The 17,192-nt window shown below is 34.2% G+C and carries 13 protein-coding genes; 4 read left to right on the forward strand and 9 right to left on the reverse strand.

The window, feature by feature from the left end:
- Nucleotides 1-55 precede the first annotated feature (55 nt).
- The 7 genes from ASU1_RS10355 to ASU1_RS10385 all read right to left on the reverse strand — a co-directional run bounded on the left by ASU1_RS10355 (nucleotide 56) and on the right by ASU1_RS10385 (nucleotide 10,148).
- Complete coding sequence (locus ASU1_RS10355) at nucleotides 56-1,615, reverse strand: aminoglycoside phosphotransferase family protein (RefSeq protein WP_015674305.1); 1,560 nt, start codon at nucleotides 1,613-1,615, stop codon at nucleotides 56-58.
- Nucleotides 1,602-1,973, reverse strand: a complete 372-nt coding sequence (locus tag ASU1_RS10360; RefSeq protein ID WP_343205480.1) for an HAD-IIIC family phosphatase — start codon at nucleotides 1,971-1,973, stop codon at nucleotides 1,602-1,604. The genes ASU1_RS10355 and ASU1_RS10360 overlap by 14 nt, the downstream gene beginning before the upstream one ends.
- A gap of 11 nt (nucleotides 1,974-1,984) precedes the next feature.
- Nucleotides 1,985-2,701 (reverse strand): glycosyltransferase family 2 protein, encoded by a 717-nt coding sequence (locus ASU1_RS10365; protein ID WP_015674307.1) that lies wholly within the window; start codon nucleotides 2,699-2,701, stop codon nucleotides 1,985-1,987.
- 61 nt (nucleotides 2,702-2,762) lie between these two features.
- Complete coding sequence (locus tag ASU1_RS10370) at nucleotides 2,763-4,412, reverse strand: hypothetical protein (RefSeq protein ID WP_015674308.1); 1,650 nt, start codon at nucleotides 4,410-4,412, stop codon at nucleotides 2,763-2,765.
- A gap of 13 nt (nucleotides 4,413-4,425) precedes the next feature.
- Nucleotides 4,426-5,658, reverse strand: coding sequence for an accessory Sec system protein Asp2 (locus ASU1_RS10375; RefSeq protein WP_015674309.1), 1,233 nt, complete (start codon nucleotides 5,656-5,658; stop codon nucleotides 4,426-4,428).
- 64 nt (nucleotides 5,659-5,722) lie between these two features.
- On the reverse strand, nucleotides 5,723-9,025 hold the full coding sequence (locus ASU1_RS10380) for a CDP-glycerol glycerophosphotransferase family protein (RefSeq protein ID WP_039195559.1): 3,303 nt from the start codon (nucleotides 9,023-9,025) through the stop codon (nucleotides 5,723-5,725).
- Between the two features lie 10 nt (nucleotides 9,026-9,035).
- Nucleotides 9,036-10,148: a stealth family protein gene (locus ASU1_RS10385; RefSeq protein WP_039195563.1), complete on the reverse strand. Its 1,113-nt coding sequence runs from the start codon at nucleotides 10,146-10,148 to the stop codon at nucleotides 9,036-9,038.
- A gap of 235 nt (nucleotides 10,149-10,383) precedes the next feature.
- Here ASU1_RS10385 and ASU1_RS10390 point away from each other — a divergent pair, with 235 nt between their 5' ends.
- The 4 genes from ASU1_RS10390 to ASU1_RS10405 are packed head-to-tail and all read left to right on the forward strand — an operon-like array spanning nucleotide 10,384 to nucleotide 14,198.
- On the forward strand, nucleotides 10,384-11,565 hold the full coding sequence (locus ASU1_RS10390) for a polysaccharide biosynthesis/export family protein (protein ID WP_015674312.1): 1,182 nt from the start codon (nucleotides 10,384-10,386) through the stop codon (nucleotides 11,563-11,565).
- 49 nt (nucleotides 11,566-11,614) lie between these two features.
- Nucleotides 11,615-12,754 (forward strand): capsule polysaccharide transporter, encoded by a 1,140-nt coding sequence (locus ASU1_RS10395; RefSeq protein WP_015674313.1) that lies wholly within the window; start codon nucleotides 11,615-11,617, stop codon nucleotides 12,752-12,754.
- Nucleotides 12,754-13,551 carry an ABC transporter permease gene (locus ASU1_RS10400; RefSeq protein ID WP_015674314.1) on the forward strand — a complete coding sequence of 266 codons (798 nt, stop codon included), beginning with the start codon at nucleotides 12,754-12,756 and terminating at the stop codon, nucleotides 13,549-13,551. The genes ASU1_RS10395 and ASU1_RS10400 overlap by 1 nt, the downstream gene beginning before the upstream one ends.
- Entirely contained in the window at nucleotides 13,548-14,198 is a 651-nt protein-coding gene (locus ASU1_RS10405) for an ABC transporter ATP-binding protein (RefSeq protein WP_015674315.1), read from the forward strand. Before ASU1_RS10400 ends, ASU1_RS10405 begins: the two co-directional genes overlap by 4 nt.
- 209 nt (nucleotides 14,199-14,407) lie before the next feature.
- On the opposite strand, the gene modF is transcribed toward ASU1_RS10405, so the two are convergent.
- Complete coding sequence (gene modF, locus ASU1_RS10410; RefSeq protein WP_015674316.1) at nucleotides 14,408-15,865, reverse strand: molybdate ABC transporter ATP-binding protein ModF; 1,458 nt, start codon at nucleotides 15,863-15,865, stop codon at nucleotides 14,408-14,410.
- Nucleotides 15,866-15,961: 96 nt separating this feature from the next.
- Nucleotides 15,962-16,912 (reverse strand): methionyl-tRNA formyltransferase, encoded by a 951-nt coding sequence (gene fmt, locus ASU1_RS10415; protein ID WP_015674317.1) that lies wholly within the window; start codon nucleotides 16,910-16,912, stop codon nucleotides 15,962-15,964.
- Between the last annotated feature and the right edge of the window lie 280 nt (nucleotides 16,913-17,192).

Raw genomic sequence — 17,192 nt, forward strand, 5'->3', positions numbered from 1 at the left:
AGTTTTAAGAAAAATTTGACCGCTTGTTCTAGAAAGATAAATAAATATTAAATTATTATAACCATTCAGAATATAAGCGTAATGCATTAGCTAACATTGCTTCTTGCCTATGTGGTTTATCGAAATGCAATGGGATCATTGACAAGAAAAGAAGTATTGTTGGAGCAATAATATCTTTATTACTAATATTTGGTAATAAAGTTTTTCTCATAAATACATCTTGAATTGCTTCTAAGCGAGAATCAATATTAAAGTGTAATTTCACTCCTAATGATTCTGATTTTTCTAATTTAAATGAATCCGCAATAATGAAATCATATAAACCAATAAATGAGTGGCAAAGTTTTGCTAAATCATAACTTTGGTTTCCATAGATTGTTAATTCTTGCTGAATATTTAATCCTCTCGGATCAATAACTTTAATATTATTGCTACGAGAGTCATACATTACATTACTGAAGCATAAATCCCCGTGTACTATAGCTGGGATTTCAGGTAGTTTTAATGTTCTTGTTACACACTCAGTTGCGATTTCTCTCAAAGATGGTAAATCAATGCCGTTATAGCGAGTCGATTGATCTAGATCTATACCGCTTTGTTCAGCATATTTTTCTAATCGTTCATAAGTCTTATCTGAATAGAGTGATAAAGAATCTACGTGTATTTTCTCCAATAGATCTTTATTTTCTTTAGGTAAATGTGCTCGAGATTCACTCATATAAAATGTAATTAAATTGAGTACCTTTTCCCAAAAAGCAACAGGGTTTTTCCCATGAACGAAAATCTCATTTAGAGGAAGAATTGGGAGATATTCTGTCTCATAAAATGGATTTCCCTTAAGTACACCAGCATTGATTAATTGAGGAGTAAAGCGTTTTAGTTGTGCGGGCAAATTGGCAAACCAATGTGCTTCAGCTTCAATTTTTCTAGCAGGTGTACCAGATTTCCAAACAACGCCATTTCCAATTTTTAATGAATTGAATGCTCTTTGTGTCGTAATAGAAGAACGAGATCTAAAATAAGTATTAATATGACCTAAGTCATACCATTCATTAACCTCTTTATGAATGGTATTTGGTTCTTCCTTAGCATACATATGCACAGATTGGACAAAATCCCCCTGGGTTGTAGCAAGAGCCTTAATAAATTTTTGGCTTGATGTAAAAGAGAAGTAACCACACCAAACGAGTGGAATATTTGTATTTGAATCCACTTCCCATTCGTAATCTTCTTGTGTACTAACAAGTGCAATGCAGTCATTTTCGAGAGGAATATTATTTAGGAGAGTATCTCCATGAAGTAATCTTAGTACTTCTTCATTATGACCAACAGTGTTCAATACATAGAGAACAGCCATACCTAATGATATTCCTTCAGGTATAAAAACAGGCTGAATATTTAAATTCTGAATTAATTCTTTCTCATCAATGCTTAGTGAATAATTCATAGGTAAAGAAACCACGATATGTTGGTCATTACCTAGGTTTTCTCGTAAAGCATTAACTTGAAAGGTTAATAGTTTACGATTACCAATTGGTAAAAAACATGGGGGAATAGCGCCAAACTCATTACGAAATTCAGCATTCACGTATGCAGCGGAGTTAATTAGAATCATATTCACCATCCATTTTTGTTAGTTTTCGAATTTCTTCGTAACTCATTGTAGCAAATTCATCTGGTCTGATAGCTCTATCATCAACATAAAAGCCATCATGTCCACACCAAGGTTTACCAACATAGATTTCATCATATGGCACATTATGGCGATTTAGCCAATCTATAATAATTGGTAATGTGTTAACATTAATTTTTCCCACATTTCCTTCATAAGTACGCATATTACGACTTGAACTAATAATAATTTCAAAGCCTTGTTTCTTATATTCTCGTAATTTCTCAATTACATCTAAAATTGGTTTAGCATTACGATAATCACCATTCTCTGTTAGAGTAATTGTATTATCTAAATCCATTATTAAGCGCTTCATTTTTCATTTCCTAATAAAGTAATATATTCATCTGGTGTGCCACAAAATAAAATATCTTCTTTTTCAATAAGATCATAAAGAACCAATCCATTTTGTTTTATGAGATCATTATAAAGAGGGGCTATATAATATTCATTCTTTGATGTTATATTATTTTTTCTTGCATTTAAAAATAATGATTCAAAAATTGATTTCTTTTTAAAATAATATAATCCATCACTACAGAGTTCAGATATTCTTTCTTTTTCTGTTGTGCGAATTACACGTTTAGAATTATTTTCAGCAAGAGCAAATGACCAGTGATCACCTTCTCCCTTAAAGACTTCTAAATAGCCATCGCATTCATTTACCCATTCTGGTTTTATAAATTCAATAATTTTAGAATCAATATTAAATATATAAATTTCCTCATCACTAGGTAAATGGTTAATACCTTGATACACAGTATCTGCCTGCCCTAAAGTTTCTTCTGGTAAACAGATTAATTCATAATCTGAGATACCTAATTTTTCGATTTCTTGCTTTAGGAAGTCTTGCGTTTCATATACATCACGATAGATAAAGATAAATTTATCTGTTGTAAAGTAACGTTCAAAAGATCGCACAGACCATGAAAATACTGTTTCATTACCAATTTCTAATTGGTATTTTGGTTTTGTATAACCGGCCTTAAAAAAGCGGGAACTTAATCCTGCCATGGGAATAATAAACATATTGTATCCTTTTATTAAAAATTAAAACCAAAAGGCGAGAAGTGATCTCGCCTTTTATTTATTATTTAGCTTTATCTTTGAGAAACTCCATTAACCATTTAGTTTCCTCAGGGAATTTGTTTCGATTCTCTTGAGTATTATCTTTTTCTAGGGCTGCTAATAGACCTGGTACTTTTAAAGTTTCACCACCAAAAATAGTTCCACAAGAGAATTTACAAGGTACAGGTCTTATATCATTTTTTAGCAACCATAACCCTAATAATTTATGCGCATCCCAATCTCTGAATTCTTCAAAAGGACTTAATCTATTAGCTATTTTCATTTTTTTCCATAAGGATATAACTCGCTCATATACGCTTCTATTTGCATAAAAGAAACCATCAGATATACCCCATCCAGCACCTGCTGGAACAGCTAAAGAGCTATTATCTAAGGCATATAGATGTTCTGGAGATATAGAGTTAGAATTTACAATAGTATCTGCTCGTAAGCGTATAAAATAATCATATCTAAATCCTTCTATATCTTCTTTCCTCTTAGCTAACTCAAAGCATTTATATAGCCCATAGAACATTTTTATCTGATTGAATGTTTCTCTAGATTTGAAATTATCATTTATATGATGTTCTCGCATAAAATTATTTTCATTTTCAATCAATATACTTTTAGAAATTATATTATTTTTAACCTGATTAATATCGAGTGATGAAAATACAGAAGATAAGAGACATGAGTATACATTGCTGTAGTTTTTTTCTAAAAAAGATAAATTTTGGATATTTTTAGGCACTAACGAATTACTTATATTAAATACTCTAGGCCAAAAGTTATATCTACGAACATCTCCCATCCAATCTTGCTGTCGATCCCAAGTATGGATAAAAACATCAGCATTTAGAGGGATTGCTAGTTTAGTTTGAATAGTTTTTAAGTTGGTCAAATCTGACTTAAACATACCACTAATACAGATAGCTATTCTTGGTTTTTCTGTATTTAGCATATTCAAATTATTATTATCTTGAATTAATGAATATACTTTAGACATTAATGATTTTGCACCATTTTCATTATTTGAGATGGCATAAATTAAAGGAATAAGCCTAATATGAATAGTATAGATATGCTTTAAATCAAATAGCTCCTTAGATAGATCATGATTTTTGGCAATGAAATCTATCATGGATTTTAGTAAATATTTTTTTCTTTGATTATTTATTTTGTTTGAATTTGCAAGATGGATAATAATTTCTCTTGATATATCTACATCTAACCTGTTCTTCTCAATAAGCTTATTTAACGCAAAGTTAATAATCATATTATTTTCTGCAGAGGTAGAAGAGTTTATATGTCCACCTCTATAAGTGGTTAATAGTGAAAATACTTTATCAATATTTCCAGTAAGAGAAAACATATATAGTTTACAAAAGTAATCTGGATTGTTTGCGTATTCATTTAGTTTCTTATTAAAGAAAGAATTCAAATTACGGCAGACAGAAAAATTTTCATCATTTGATAATTTTTTATATAGCACAGGATTGGATTTTATACTATCTATTAATGATTTAGCTATATCTAAATGTCCCGTGTCTGCTAAATACCTACAATAGTTTGGTATTTGATCCGAATTATTATCAGAGATATATCTATGCCATTCTAGAGCAGCATCAAAATCCCAATTTTCTAAACAGTTCTCTATTTGATAGTGAGTCATATCATATTCCTTATTATAAGATTTCTAAGTATAAAATATTATTTTCTGATAATAGTTTATATTTATTTTCTGTATCTGTTCTAACAATATTTCTACTATCTTTTAGCACAGAAACTTTACTAAGCCCTTTACTTAATTGAATACCGAGTGATAATTGATATTTCCCTTTAGGTAATACAGATATATCTATTCCCTTATATTGATAAGTTGTAAACCAAGCTTTATCATATATAGTTAATGATTTTCCATTGAAAAATTCTCTTGTCAATGCTGGTCTGTGAGCTTTAGCTAAATCTAATTTAATATTAGATTCTCCTAATTTTAATACTAAATAGTAATTAACATCAGAATATTCAATGAGATCATTTCCTTGCAAAAAAGATACTCCTTCTAAAAATAAATGACTATTAATAATTTTAGCTACACGTAAATCTATGACCATTTCATTTGTAGGATTTTTATCACTAAATAATAAACGTCCAAAGAAATTCACCTCTCCACCACTATAAGTAGGGATAGCATCGGTTGCTAATGCATAATAAATACTTAATAACAATGGAACATGATGACTAGTAACCTGATTATGTTCTCTAACAAAAGCTGAATGTGTTTTTAATAAATTAAAGTTAGTATATTTTTGGAAAAAGCTTAAATATGGAACAATTTCCGTTGAATACTGTACATCTTTTTCAGATGTTAGTAGATAGATATTACGTGAAAGAAAAGTATCCTGACATAATAGTTTATATAGGATATTATCTAAATAATTCTTATCTACTATTGTATAGTTTTTGCCCATCATATGGGATGCTACTTGTTTCCAATTGTTTTCAATATAACTACCAATTTTCATTTGAGGAACACTAACTACAATATTAGAAAAATTTAATTTAAGCCCATAATATAAAGCAGCACTCCCTCCTTTGGAAAATCCTGTTAGAGTAGCCTGATTCTTATTCAATCCTAACTCAGATATTTTGCTATATATAAATTCGGTGATCGCTTCTTCCACTTTAAAATCCATATTAATACACATGTAATATGTGTACATTTTTTCAAACTCATCATTTATCCAAATGATATCGCAAGGGCAATCATTTAATGCATTAGAAAAATCATAGTTTCCAGGTGATGCGTTTAAGAAACCTGAAAATACAAAAATGACGTGATTGAAATCATATTTGGATTTTTTATGCTTATATTTAACTACTATATTATTTGTAGCATTAAAGTTCATTTCTTTCATTTAATTAATGTCCTATTTTGATTAAATTATTATTAATAATTTATTTTTGTAATTTATTCTTTGATTAGATATATTTTCTTTTGCTTTCTTCTGGAAGATATTCTAAAGAAAATTTAAAGACCTTATTTAACTGATCGATACATTTTTTATAATCTGCGCGTTCATATGCTAAGTGAGAAATTTCTATCCTACATCTAGAGCAATCTTTAGTATGTTTTTCAAAAGCAACTAGCATATTATGGGCTTCATTATATCTTTTTAAATGCCTATATGATTTAGCTAATAATAGTTGTGGCTCATATTTTTTTAGTTCCTCTTTAGTAAACATGGATATTTTTTTACTTAATAAGAATATTACATTTTCCCAATTTTTTTGACTCGCAGATACATAGGCTAAAATAATTGGGTATAAATTTTCATTGACCTTATTAAGCATCTTAATAGATATTTTTTTTGCGTTGAAAAAGTCATATAAATTAGAATAAGAGTATAAAAGCATGAATAAATCAGGTTCAGGGCTTTGACTTAATAATTCTAAGGCCTTCTCATGTTGATGAGTTTCATAGTAAAGCGATAGGATTATATCGCTATATTTATTATTAGGTATAAATTTTTCTATCTCATTAAAATGCCTAATTTTTATTATTGATGCTAGATAAATTCTAGTTACCCATTCTTTATCTTCTTCTCTAATTAAATTTAATTTAGATAAATAATTTACTCTATTATAGATTACACCCCAAGCTTCATTCTGGTATGCTTTTTTTATGGATTCCAATATAATTTCGTAACAAAACTTTTGCTCATCTGGTATATTTGAATCTAGCTTAACTATAGCTTCATAGACTCTTTTGCAATTATCTTGATCTCTATGAATAAAGGTGTTTCTAATTCTAGAGGAGTAGATATAATCAAAATTATCAGATTTATTAATTAAGAATCTTTCTAAAATAGCATTTAGTTCATCTTCTGTTCTTGCTACAGGTCCAAAACCATGCTTGTCATATTCAAAATATCCTTTTCTATATGTATGCGAGCCAGAAAAAACTTCTTTCTCGTCAAATTGATAATAAATGGTATATTTTTCTAGGTAAGCCATATCAAATGCAACTGATGAATAATCAGTAATTAGCATCATTCCTTCTTGGAATAATTTTTGAATATTTCCTTCTGAATAACGCCATGTATTAATGTATTTGGGAATAGTAAATACATCCAAATATTCTTGAATATTAGGATGAGGAGCAAATATTATATTATATCCATATTGATTAACTAGTTTTTTTACCATATCTCCATTTAAGAAATTATGCCAATGCTTAGCATAATTTGTTTCCATAAAATCTGAATTGAAGTTTCGTTTAGAACCATTTACTGAATTACCTATAATATTTTGTCGCCAAGTTGGCATAACTAAAATATTTTTAGTATTGAAAGTATTTTTAGATAATAAGGAATCATATCTTGGAAAACCTAAGAATTTTACTTCTTTTTTTGTAAATCGATATGGAGAACCATCTTCACTAATAGAGTTATATTCATCTTTTGTTGTTGTAATAAAAATAGATATATTTTCTTTCGTATTTAACCAAGGGGACATATCATCTTTTGTTACTCCATGTTGTAGAAATATATAATCTTTATCTAATAAACTATTGTCACCAAAGTAATGAGTAATATACCCATCTATATGGCTACTAATAATTTTACTGCAATTTTTTAATTTATTTTCAAATTCTTTAGATTTAAATTCTAGTAATTTGAACCCTTCTTTATTTAATCTATCCCAGTCTTTTGAGTTTTTATTTAAAGCAAAATATATATCTTTTTCAGGATGGTTATTCATCACATATCTATATAAATGTTCTGCATTATCATCAGCTTGATTATCTCTGTCTATAAAGATCCAACTATTTTCTTTTTTAGTTGATTTACTCTGATAAAACTCTCGCACAACTTTCATCGATAAAGTGTTATACCATTTTCCATTAAAAGATAATTTTGCTATTTTACCATTTAGTAAAATAGAAAGATTTCCTAGCTCTTGAACATTTAGCCAAATTCTATATTCATTTGTAAAGCGTTCGTTTAAAAAGTTATAATGAATATCTTTTTTAAAGCTAGGCATTCTATCTTCTCCGTTAATAAGTAGCGAATAGTTTGCGTCCTGGTACGAGAAGAAGCTAATTAGTACTTGATTTTTTATTAAATCAAATTTTTTGATATAGGCAATCTGGAAACTAGGTTCAGCTTTTTTGAATAGCCCTAAAAATCCCACTTTATGATAAAACCAAGCCCCTCCTAAGTTAAATTTTTCTATAGTACTTTTGTCTATTTTATTAAATATTCTATGAACAATTTGTGAGAATTCTAGTTTTTCATATTCTGTTAAATGAGATAGAGCATTCTCATTGTTAACGATTCTCCCAAAATACCAATATAAATGATAAAGTACTGATCGTTGAATATATGTCGGAATTTTACCAAATTGCTGTTCTGCTGATTCTAGAATAGAGAGGCAGCCATGCTTTAATACCTTACTAAATAGATTTTTATTTTGCCACGCGCCATCTAGGGTTGAGCTACCATCTTCTCGTTTACGGTAAAAATACTGAATATCAGAAATAAATCCTACTTTCCCAATAATTCTATTTGTTATTAGATAATCCATTACAAATTTAGCGTCTTCAAATGAGGGTTTCATTTCCTCATCGAATTTAATATTATTTATTAATCTAGTTTTAAATAGAGCAGTGCTGGCAGATAGCTGAATGAAATTCTCTAGATCATTTGTTGGAAAAATTTTATTACCATTAGAGAATCTGTATTTTAATGGATGAGTATCTTTATAGATTTTTTTATCTTCAAAATAAAATATTAACGGAATTCCAACTAAGACTAACTCGTTATTCATGCTTAAGAAATTATCTAGCTCTCTAAAGTAGTTGTTGCTAATAAAATCATCCGGATCAATAAAGGTAACCCATTCTGTTTGTACGTATTTTAGTCCTAAATTACGAGCAGAGGCTTGCCCACCATTTTCTTTATAATAATAGTGGATATTATTTGGATATTTTTTTTGCCATTTTTTGATGATGTTTGCTGATGAATCTTTTGAGCCGTCATCAACTAAGATAATCTGTATGTGTTTTTTAAATGATAAATTTTGTTTAACGATACTATCAAAGAAATCATCAAGATATTTTTCTACATTATATACAGCGGAAACAATCGTAAATTGATGTTTTCCTTCATATTTAACAGGTAAATGTTTTTTTATTTTTATAGAATGTTTGAAATACATATCACTAAAAAACAACTTAGGATCACGTAGTAATTTTCTAAATTTACGTTTTACTTTATTCATTATATTATCCTTAACTGTAATAGGAGTTTAAAAAAGAAAACAATTGATTTTGATAGTTGTTAATACTTTTTTGACTATTAAAATCATTTGCGCAAAATGAATTAGGCTGTTCGCCTATGTTTTTTTTATTTAAAAGTTTTTTATATTGTGTAAGTGCATTTGGAGATCTAATATTAAAATAATAACAAATATCTATTTTAGGCATTGCTTTCCCTTCGAAATACATTAACCAAGGAATAAGAAAGTTTGCAAAATTTAAATCGTGATTTGTTCTTAATTTATTGGGTAAAAATCCAAGAATTTCTTTCTCATAACGCTGCCATGCCAATTCATACATACTTTTTTTCAATGGGATATAAGTGTGTACGAGTGGTGAGTCAATATTTGTGTTGTAATATTTGTTTAGTAAGCGAATACTATATTCCGAAGCAGAAAGAGTCGGTGTAATAGTGCCTCTATCACGCATTTGAGTGAGGCTTTTTTCCGACATAAATATAGAGGCAATGCCATTTGCTTGGAAAAAGTGTTCAGCTTGTAGTTCTCGTGCAATAAAGACATCATCATTAAAATAGATAAAATTCTCGCTTAAATTAGGAATTTTATGTAGAAATGCTTCAATTACATGTGAATTAAATGTAGGAAGATATTCTTTATCTATAATATCCTGATGGCTAATTAACGTAATTTTTTCTTGGTAAGCCTCATCCAACCACTTTGGCTTTTGATTATCTGTTACAATAAATATATGTCTGACCCAAGGCATAAATTTAAGTACAGCATGTACTGAATAATATAATTCATTATGATCTTCAAATCGGGCGATATCTGTTGCATACAGAGCAGAATTTGCTTGGTAATTTGGAGCATACTGATGATATTTGGATTGCCATAGTGGATCAGATCCATCTACCCAAGTAAATACCACGTCAATATCAGACTGACGGAGAGTATTCTTTTGAATAATCTTATCTAGCTTTTGATGTGCTTCGATTAGATTCGCTTCTTCAGACTCCGCAAATGGTAGTTCTGTATTTTTTATAGGGTATTTTTTGTTTAGAAAATCCCTAAAAAAAATATGTGGATTTTTTAGTAACTTAGAAAATTTTCTATTCATTTTGTTCATTATATTATCGATTATATTTTATATAAATTTTGGATTATAATGCTTATCTGCAGGGCTCTCCTCTTAATTTACTTTCTTTGCAAATGATTTGTTTTTATACATCTTGGTTCTTTTATGTAAATTTTTTATATTTAATTTCTCTTGATTAGGTAACTTATTAAAATCAATATTTATGTAGATTTTAAGGTGTACCCTATTATGGGTATTTTTCCTTAATATATTGAAGAGATATTAGATGAAACCCATCAAATTTAGATTACTCCTTTCTGGGCTGGTTGCCAGTTTAGCTGCCTGCTCAAGCTTACCCACTTCAGGCCCTAGCCATAGTGCGATTTTAGAGGCTAATTCCCAGAATTCAGATAAACCTTTACCGGAAGTTAATTTAGTGGAGTTAGATAATGGCTTAGTTCAGCAGTTGTATCAGACTCAGCAAAGTCAGCAATTTTCCGGCTTTTTAGGCACGGCTGGCGGTGCTGGATATGCCGGTGCGGTCAATGTAGGGGACGTGCTTGAAATTTCGATTTGGGAAGCGCCGCCGGCAGTGTTGTTTGGCGGTACTTTCAGTTCTGAAGGGCAGGGTAGTGGGCATTTAACCCAATTACCGGCGCAAATGGTTAACCAAAACGGTACGGTTACTGTGCCGTTTGTCGGCAATATTCGTGTAGCGGGTAAAACACCGGAAGCGATTCAGTCTCAAATTGTCGGTGCGTTGCAGCGTAAGGCAAATCAGCCGCAGGTATTAGTTAAAATAGCCAATAATAACTCTGCGGATGTGACGGTTATTCGTCAGGGCAACAGTATTCGTATGCCGTTAACTGCAAATAATGAGCGTGTGTTAGATGCGGTGGCAGCGGTAGGCGGGACAACGGAAAACATTGAAGATGTGACGGTTAAATTAACTCGTGGCTCTCAAGTAAAAACGTTGGCGTTTGAAACCTTAATTTCTGATCCGGCACAAAATATTATGTTACGTGCCGGCGATGTGGTTTCGCTGTTGAATACACCTTATAGCTTTACCGGTTTAGGTGCAGTGGGTAATAACCAGCAAATGAAATTCTCCAGTAAGGGTATTACGCTTGCCGAGGCTATCGGTAAGATGGGCGGTTTAATTGATACCCGTTCGGATCCGAGAGGGGTATTTGTGTTTCGCCATGTGCCTTTTGCCCAGTTGAGTTTAGATCAACAAGCACAATGGGAGGCAAAAGGTTATGGTATCGGCATGGATGTGCCGACGGTTTATCGTGTGAATTTACTCGAGCCGCAATCAATGTTTTTATTACAGCGTTTCCCAATGCAGGATAAAGATATTGTGTATGTTTCGAATGCACCATTGTCTGAGTTCCAAAAATTCTTAAGAATGATTTTCTCAGTAACATCACCGATTACGAGTACTACTAACAGTATTCGTAGCTATTAATTGCGGTCAATAGACCTTATAACGATAAATCTATTTAGAGGAAAGGATAATGGTAGCGATTACCGCAGAAAAACCGAATAAACCTAAGAAAAAAAGCTTATTAAGAAAGTTAAATCCATTGCTTTGGTTAACGGTTATTTTTCCAACATTATTTTCAGCCATTTATTTTGGGCTGTTTGCTTCGGATATTTATGTTTCCGAATCAAGTTTTGTGGTGCGTTCGCCACGTAATCAGTCTTCGCTTTCGGGCGTGGGAGCGTTGTTACAAGGAACAGGTTTTACTCGTTCGCAAGACGACACGTATTCAGTGCAAGAATATATGCGTTCTCGTACGGCATTAGAACAATTACAAACCGAATTACCGGTTCGTGATTTCTATGCAACAAAAGGCGATATTCTGAGCCGTTTTAACGGTTTCGGTTTAAATGATACGCAAGAGGCGTTTTTCCGCTATTTTAAAGATCGTTTAAGCATTGATGTGGATTCCGTATCAGGGATTGCGACTTTACGTGTACAAGCGTTTGAAGCGAGTGAGGGGCAGCAGTTAAATGAGAAATTGTTAAGACTGGGTGAAGACTTGATTAACCGTTTAAATGCTCGAGGTCGTAAAGATACGCTCGAGTTTGCTGCTCAAGCGGTGCAAGAAGCGGAAAAAAATGTTAATGAAACTGCGGAAGCGTTAAGTAAATATCGTATCAAAAATAAAATTTTTGATCTGCCGGCACAATCGGGCGTACAGCTTTCTTTAATTTCGAGTCTGAAAAGTGAACTGATTCGTGTGGAAACGCAATTGGCGCAGTTGCAGTCAATTACACCAGATAACCCTCAGGTTGATGCACTACTGATGCGCCAAAAAAGTTTACGTAAAGAAATTGATGAGCAGTCAAAACAGCTTTCGGGTAATACGGGTAGCTCGGTTGCGAATCAATCGGCGGATTATCAGCGTTTAGTGTTAGCTAATGAATTAGCGCAGCAACAACTGACCGCAGCAATGGCATCATTACATAACACCCGAGGCGAAGCCGACCGTCAGCAACTTTATTTAGAAGTTATCAGTCAACCAAGTAAACCGGACTGGGCTTTGGCACCAAGCCGTTTATATAACATTATTGCGACTTTTATTATCGGTTTAATGTTATATGGAATTTTCGGTTTATTAATCACAAGTGTGAGAGAGCATAAAAACTAATGCAATATGGTGACCAAACAACGTTTCGACAATCGTTAGCCATTCAGGGGCGTGTGATTTATGCGCTGTTGATGCGGGAGATTATTACCCGCTATGGGCGTAAGAACTTAGGCTTTTTATGGTTGTTTATTGAGCCGTTGCTATTAACATTTTTGATTGTGTTAATGTGGAAGTTTTTCCGAGCGGATAAGGTTTCTACGTTAAATATTGTAGCGTTTACGATTACCGGCTATCCGATGGCAATGATGTGGCGAAATGTATCAAATCGAGCAATTGGCTCAATTTCCGCTAACTTAAGCCTTCTATATCACCGTAACGTACGGGTATTAGATACGATTTTTGCTCGTATGTTATTGGAAGTTGCCGGTGCGACTGTTGCCCAGATTCTTATAACGGCGGTTTTAGTTTTTATCGGCTGGATAGATCCGCCGAAAGATGTGTTTTACATGGTGCTGGCTTGGACTTTAATGGCATTTTTTGCCTTTGGGTTAGGTCTGATTATTTGTTCGTTAGCACAAAAGATTGAGGTGTTTGGCAAAATTTGGAACACGTTAAGTTTTGTATTATTACCGCTGTCCGGTGCATTTTTCTTCGTACATTCACTACCATCACAAATTCGTGAAATTGCCCAATGGGTGCCGATGATTAGTGGTACGGAAATGTTTCGTCACGGCTATTTTGGCGATTTAGTCCCAACGTATGAAAATATCGGTTTTTTAGTAGTATGCGATTTGGCAATGCTGTTATTGGGGCTGATTCTCGTGCGAAACTTCAGTAAAGGAATTGAACCGCAATGATCAGTGTAAAAGATGTGAGCAAGCGCTATCATACTAATAGCGGTTGGAAAACCGTGTTACAGAATATCAATTTTGACCTGCATAAAGGCGAAAAAATCGGTATTCTGGGGCGTAACGGTGCAGGTAAGTCAACCTTAATTCGCTTAATGAGCGGTGTTGAGCCACCAACAACCGGTACGATTGAACGCCATATGTCGATTTCTTGGCCGCTTGCGTTTAGTGGAGCATTTCAAGGCAGTTTAACCGGTATGGATAACCTGCGTTTTATTTGTCGGATTTATAATGCTGATTTCGATTATGTGAAAGCATTTACCGAAGAGTTCTCCGAGCTTGGCGATTATTTATATGAGCCGGTTAAGAAATATTCCTCCGGTATGAAAGCCCGACTGGCTTTTGCTTTGTCGCTTTCGGTGGAGTTTGATTGCTACTTAATTGATGAAGTGATTGCGGTAGGTGACTCTCGTTTTGCGGCAAAATGTAAGCATGAGTTATTTGAGAAGCGTAAAGACCGTTCGATTATTTTAGTTTCGCATAGCCCGTCTGCAATGAAGGAATATTGCGATAATGCAATGGTGCTTGATAAGGGCATTATGCATAAATTCGAAAATATGGATGAGGCTTATAAGTTTTATAATGCCACGCAATAGCTCTTAGCTAACCCCACGCACGGCGAGCCGTACGTGGTTATGATCAGCCTACGGCTGAGTGAGCCACGCTGTGGCTTTCAATCTTTCCTCGTTGTTATTTTATCTATGGCGAATACCTTTTAAATGATCACCCTCTCCCCTTGTGGGAGAGGGACAGATTTTTCTTCGTTTAGAAGAAAAAGCAGGGAGAGGGGGGAAATGTGAAAAAGCTAATTTAAAGCCATCTGTACGTATCGATAACCACCATTCTCTTGCGGAACAAATTCAAATAAATGCGTAATGCAATTTGGGGCGTCCGCATCTTGATGCGAAACAAATAGCAACAGGGTTTGACTATTAGTCACAAGCTGTTCGATAAACTGTTTAACTAATTTGCGGTTTACGCCGTCCAAACCTTGCAGCGGTTCGTCTAAAATCAAAATCGGCGGATGTTTTACCATAGCTCGAGTAATCAATAATAAACGTTGTTGCCCCCATGAAAGTGAACGGAACGGTTTTTTCGCCAGATTAGCTAAATGCAAGCGTTCTAGCCATTCCATTGCTTTTAGCTGTAAGGCACTTGGCACTTGTTGGTAAACGCCGATTGAATCAAAAAAGCCGGATAAAATTACGTCTAACGCAGAGCAATTCACCCGATAATCCATATGTAATTGGCTGCTCACATAGCCGATATTTTTCTTAATATCCCAAATCGTTTCGCCCGAACCACGCTGACGTCCGAATAAATGTACGTAATTAGCATAGGCTTGCGGATGGTCACCGGTAATAATCGAAAGCAAGGTCGATTTGCCGGCTCCGTTCGGACCTTTAATCCACCAATGTTGCTTCGGCGCAACCGTCCAAGTTAAGTCATCAATAATGGTTTTATCGCCGTAACGAATCATCACGTTTTTTAGTTCGAACGGATTGGTATTCGGTGGGAGTTGAATCAGCGGTGCAGCACTGCCCGGTAACGGTGCATTCACATTCTGTTCTGCAAATTTTAGCTGAGAATAGACCGCTTGTTGCTCAATCGCTTGGCGTTCGCCTTGTAAAATCAGTTGCAGATTATCTAACAAAGCAATATGCGTGGCACAGTCCGGGATGTCGTTAAAGCGGTTAGAAATCAGAACCACCGCCATTTGCTTTCCGAGTTGCGCCATAACGTCTTGCCAATAAGCGACCGAGGCTTGGTCTAACCCTTCGAAAGGCTCATCTAGAATCAATAAATCCGGTTCACTAACCAACATTTGGCAAAATAACACTTTGCGGCTTTCGCCGGTGGAGAGCTGAATAAACGGGCAATCTAATAACAGCTGAATACGTAATTTAGCCGCATATTCCTCGCATAATTGCGTTTTTTCGCTACCGTTTAAGATAATTTGACGGGCAGTCAATCCGAAATCATCCGGTGAAACCATATCGTTGTTACGGTGTTTAAAGATTTGCTCGATGATTTTTTGTTGCTGCTCGAAGGAAAGTAAAGCGATATGGTGGAAATTGTTTTGATATTCGCCCGAATATAGTGAAAGTGAATTATGTAGTGCTTGGGCGAAGGCGGTTTTGCCCGAGCCGTTACCGCCGACAATTACCCAAAAATCGTGAGTATTGATTTCCAGTGATTCAATCGACAGTTTATTGTGTTGAGCAAGGGAAAATAAGGCGTTATGGATGTTGATGTTTGGCATATTGTGTTCCTGTTATGACGGAAAACACAACGCTAATGGAATAATTATGCTAAGTGTGTGCGTTATGTTTTCCGGTATCAGAGAGTTTTTATATTTTTAGAGTTGTTTGCCTACTGCAAACCAATCGGCACGTCCGTTAAGGAAGTCTTGCACGGACATTGGTTTTTTACCGGAAGGTTGTAATTGAGTGATATTTAACACACCGTCTTGCGTTGCAATTTGAATACCATTTTTATCCGCTTGTAATACTGTACCGGCAACCTTAGCTTGATGTGGTAACACATTCGCTTGATACACTTTCACGCTTTGTTCTACGCCGTCCACCTCTAACGTGAGGAAACTAATCGGCCATGGGTTAAACGCTCGAATATTGCGTTCCAGCTGACAAGCGGTCAAATTCCAGTCTAATTTTGCTTCTTCTTTTGAGAGTTTTTCCGCATAGTTGGAAAGCGCTTCATCTTGTTTTTCCGCTTTAAATGCTTGGCTTTCTAAACCGTTTAACACCTCTAATAACGCCGGCGGTGCAAGTTCGGCTAATTTGGCATATAACGAAGCGGAGGTTTCGTCTGCGGCAATCGGTGTGGTAACTTTGTGTAACATATCGCCGGTATCTAAGCCGATATCCATTTGCATAATGGTCACGCCGGTTTCCTGATCGCCCGCCCAAATCGAACGTTGAATCGGTGCCGCACCACGCCAGCGTGGTAACAGTGAACCATGTACATTTAAACAACCGTATTTCGGCGCATTCAGTACCGCTTCCGGTAAGATTAAACCGTAGGCTACCACTACCATCACATCGGCATTCAGTGCTTTTAATTCCGCTTGTGCTTCTTCTTTACGTAAGGATTTTGGTTGATATACCGGAATGTTATGTTGTTCGGCTAATTGTTTTACTGGGCTGGCTTGCAGTTTTTTACCTCTGCCGGCAGGTTTGTCCGGTTGGGTATAAACCGCAATTACATTATGTTCTGAATCTAATAATGCTTGTAAGTGTTGTGCGGCAAAATCAGGTGTGCCGGCAAAAATAATATTAAGTTTTGACATAATTTTTCGTTGATAAGTGAATGGATAACGGAATTGTAACAGAAGAAATGCAGCAGCTGTGTTTTGTGCGAAATATTTTTAACCACAGAAAACACGGATTGCACAGAAAGATAGTGACAGTCTCCCTGATAGATAATTGATTGATATATGAGAAAAATAAAGGTACTTGCCAAATACGAGAAGCATCGCAAAGAAGATTTAGAGCCACAGCCTGACTCACTCAGCTGAAAGCTGATCGTAACACGAAGAAAAATCTCGTCCTCTCCCACAAGGGGGAGAG

Origin of the sequence: Actinobacillus suis ATCC 33415, from assembly GCF_000739435.1 — a bacterium.
GTDB lineage: Bacteria > Pseudomonadota > Gammaproteobacteria > Enterobacterales > Pasteurellaceae > Actinobacillus > Actinobacillus suis.